Below are 3,660 nucleotides of genomic sequence, written 5' to 3' on the forward strand. Positions count from 1 at the left end.
AAGAAATTGAAGGCTTTTTTTATAAATATCCTTTCAATACCGAATCTCCCAGAGGAAAATACCATGAGGCCCTGTTTCTCTTTGCCCTAATAGGTATTCAAAAAAGCAGGAAATAAGTAAAAGGAGATAGGGAAAACTTTTAAGATCTGAGAAATTTTGATTGACCTCAATCAGAAAATAAATGGAACATAAAGGGGCTACAATAAAAATAGAAAAGTAATTAGTTGGAGGTGCGAAGATTGAAGGCTTCTTTCATTGCTATATAAAAATACTATTGAATTGAATTCAATCCGATCTCTCAAATGGAATTTAAAAAAAAGCATCTCTGAAAACAATATTCGAATTCAGAGATGCTTAAAAGTTTGAAAAATATGTTAAGGAGCGTCAGGAGCAATCAAAGAAGGTAATTCTGCCTCAAACAAAAGAATGAATTCTTCCCCGGTCATGATTTTACCTTTTACTTTTGTATTGTTGGCTAAATTATATCCAAAAATCGCCGCTTTCATTCTTTGATTGGGAGTACCATGATGTCCATTTGATGAAAATCCACAATCCCCGATTTCAAAAAACACCTCCAAAAACAACTGCACTCTTTTCCAGTTCATCGTAGCCCCTCTTTTATGGGTCAAATAATAAGCTGCAAAAGCATCTGCCATAAGTTCTGTTTCACGGGTACCTTCAGGGGAATTAATAAATTCAACATCTTTGGCAAATTGCACGTGGTGGCCATATTCATGTGCCAAAATTGCCTGAGGAGCAACATCACCAAAACCTAAATCAGCATATCCTTTCAAAATACCATCACCCATTACGATCTTTTTTGGTGTGCCAAAAAATTCATCCGCTGTTGCGGCAAAAGCATTGAAAGATAATAGAGGATGATTGTAATTAAAATATTTGTCAGATCCGTAAAGTGTTTTTAACAAATCAGCGATAATTTCTGCCACTTCTTGGGGATATCCATATAACCTAAGTAATCTGATTACTTTTTCAACATCATCGAATATTATTCCATGTGCATCTCTCAAAAGAATATCTGTAGGGATATTCCAAAATCTCAATAAATCTTTGAAAGTCCTGTTGATCTGATTGGTGAATTCTCCATCAGGTCCATAATATTGGCCACCATCTTCGTTCTCAAATACATATACATAGTCAAATACTATAAATCTCCCAAGATTATTATAAATGTAATAATCATCAGCATCCCAGTCTGACCTTAAATCAGCTGTATAAAAACGCAATTCGGTAGGCCCACATTCATAATCATTGGGATCGATGGCATTGTCAATCATCAGGTTATAATGATCAAAATCCACCCACCCAGAACGGTTTATTCCAGATTCAGAAGTTATTCTTGCGGAATTATTGGATGTGGAACTGGGCAAATTGGCTTTATTTTGTTCCATAAAGGTCAATAACTCCCGCTTTGCAGACTCAAGTGGGTCGGCTTTTAAATTTACATTTTCAGGAGGAGTAATCATTGATTCATCGCTGCAGCTTGAGAAGATGAACAACATTACAAACGAAAATAAGAGAATCTTTTTCATAGTGCTGGTTAATTTTAGTTTTGGTTAAATACCTGGAACCTCCAGTTTTCAATATAAAAATTTAAAGAATTTTGATGAAATATTTTTGTAATTTAGGATGAACTGACCGAAATACTTCCCCAAATAGGTCAATTATTTCCCCAACTATATTGATATTTTTAAATTATTACTACCTTAATTACAAGTTTTAAATAATTGGAATATTTTAATTCACCTTGAAGAGTAACAGCCTCTTTGAAGTTTACAGCATATCTCTACCAAATACCCCCATCATTTTTCCAGCCTCTCACTAAAAAAAAATCCCGACACCAACCGTCCCAAAAACATTTTTCAGATTAAGTTCAAACTTATTATAACCTTATTTTTGAGATGCACCATTGAGAGTATGATGCATAAAATTCAATAACGACCCAAACCAAAAACCCCTATGAAAAAACAAATCAACATCAGCGACAAAGAACTCGACAGGGACATCAGAAACCTCTTCATCCCTTTGGATGACCAACATATTCCCTACATCACCTTGGAAGAAATGACATGCTACTCAGAAGAAGCCAAGGAAATGTTTAGACGAAGCAGTGAGAGAAGGAATGCGGAAAGTGAAGAAGAAAAGCCCCAATGACATTGGCAGAAAAGGAGAATCCAAAACCCCATCCCAACAAAACCTCTTTTGGGCCAAGCAGATTAAATTCAATCCAACCCAAAATATCAACCGTCTTTCCAACCTGCCAACTGAGACTGATCACTGCCTACTGCTTACTTCTTCTTACTCCTTCTCTTCTCCCTTTCCCTTTTTCTTCTCTTTTTATCCTGTTCTTTACTTTTGACCAAGACCATCCTTGCAGAGATCCCAACCTGACTGCGGTAAAATTCTTCCCTACCTGAAAGATTGAAGTTCGGCTTGTAATCCACTGAAATCACCGTATTGGCAAGTGTCATTTCTATCCCTCCAACAAGGTCCACGCCTGTAGTCGGATTTCCATATATATGGATGATTTGGTTGGTTTCGGGAACTTTAACAAAACTTTCCTCCCATCCTGAGGATACTCCTGCACCCAAATAGTAATTAAACCGCTTTGAAATAATAGGATTATGTTTTTCTATTAACATGTGAAATGTCGTGTTCCTATCAAAATCAGATTGAACAATACCTTCCAGGGTCAAATGTTTAAAAACCCGCTGTTGGATAGAAAGTCCAATAGTCCTGCTATAGGAATTGTTTCCCATCCTTAGGCCCAAAGCAGTACCATATCGCTGCGCGAAAATATCCTTGACAAATAAAAACTGAATGACAACAATCAAAAACAAACAGGTACGAATCATAGAGATGAATTGAATTTGGTAGACTAGTACCAATTATTGTTCCAATTAATCAATTTCTGAATTACCAATCTTCATCCTGATTTCCAATTTCCGGGCTTTCAGGAGCGCTCAAAAATGAGTTGACAAATTCTTTGTTGTTTTCATCTATCCAAATTTTGGTTTGAGAAATCGAACTGTAGGCTTTCTCAAGGTTCTCAAATGTTGCTGAGGGTATATGGACAGGGATTTTGAATATTCTATGGTCAGTTTTTTCAAATGGAGGAATCTTTTTTCCCTGAAAAAAAAACGGGAATAGGGTAGGAGAACAGCCGAAGGCAATCAAATCAATCCTTTTATCTTCAAAATAAGTCTGTAACCTTTCATTGATATTCTCAAAAAAATCAAGGGTCTCTTGTAACCTAACCCGAGATCCTGCCCTGGACTTGCCTTTTGTCTTCAAATGTTTGATCTGGCTCTTTCCCTGCTTTTTCCGCACCATATATGCACGGAAAACCTTATGGTCTACCAATTGAAAATTTTCATAAACCGCTACGGCTGCTATTCCCGATTTGATAGAAATGATCACATGGTTCTGAAAATCCAGGCAATGAAGCTTTATGGCATCCATTGAAAATTGTGTATGGATAGAATGCCTTATTTTTAATTTATGGGGTAAATGGGGATGATTACAATATATAATTTTTTTATTGATATCATATGAAATAGAAAAAGAGGATATTTTACAATATTCAATAATTTGATTTGTCAGTTCATCACCTATTTTTACCCAATACATAAATTTTTTCTT

At 35.8% G+C, this 3,660-nt stretch carries 4 protein-coding genes; 1 reads left to right on the plus strand and 3 read right to left on the minus strand.

Going from position 1 to position 3,660, the window contains the following annotated elements; genetic code table 11:
* Nucleotides 1-374 precede the first annotated feature (374 nt).
* Nucleotides 375-1,550, minus strand: coding sequence for a M48 family metalloprotease (locus tag ACZFYI_RS17240; RefSeq protein WP_462525368.1), 1,176 nt, complete (start codon nucleotides 1,548-1,550; stop codon nucleotides 375-377).
* Nucleotides 1,551-1,977: 427 nt separating this feature from the next.
* On the opposite strand from ACZFYI_RS17240, the gene ACZFYI_RS17245 reads away from it, so the two are divergent.
* A complete protein-coding gene (locus ACZFYI_RS17245; RefSeq protein ID WP_462525369.1) occupies nucleotides 1,978-2,172 on the plus strand; it encodes a hypothetical protein in 195 nt (64 codons plus the stop codon).
* Nucleotides 2,173-2,306: 134 nt separating this feature from the next.
* Here ACZFYI_RS17245 and ACZFYI_RS17250 read toward each other — a convergent pair whose 3' ends face one another.
* Both ACZFYI_RS17250 and ACZFYI_RS17255 read right to left on the minus strand, forming a co-directional pair.
* The gene (locus ACZFYI_RS17250) at nucleotides 2,307-2,873 is read right to left on the minus strand and encodes a forkhead box protein (RefSeq protein WP_462525370.1); all 567 of its coding nucleotides are present in this window, start codon (nucleotides 2,871-2,873) and stop codon (nucleotides 2,307-2,309) included.
* A 61-nt stretch (nucleotides 2,874-2,934) separates the two neighbouring features.
* Nucleotides 2,935-3,480 carry a hypothetical protein gene (locus ACZFYI_RS17255; protein ID WP_462525371.1) on the minus strand — a complete coding sequence of 182 codons (546 nt, stop codon included), beginning with the start codon at nucleotides 3,478-3,480 and terminating at the stop codon, nucleotides 2,935-2,937.
* Nucleotides 3,481-3,660: the final 180 nt, after the last annotated feature.

It is taken from the genome of Aquiflexum sp., from assembly GCF_977115555.1.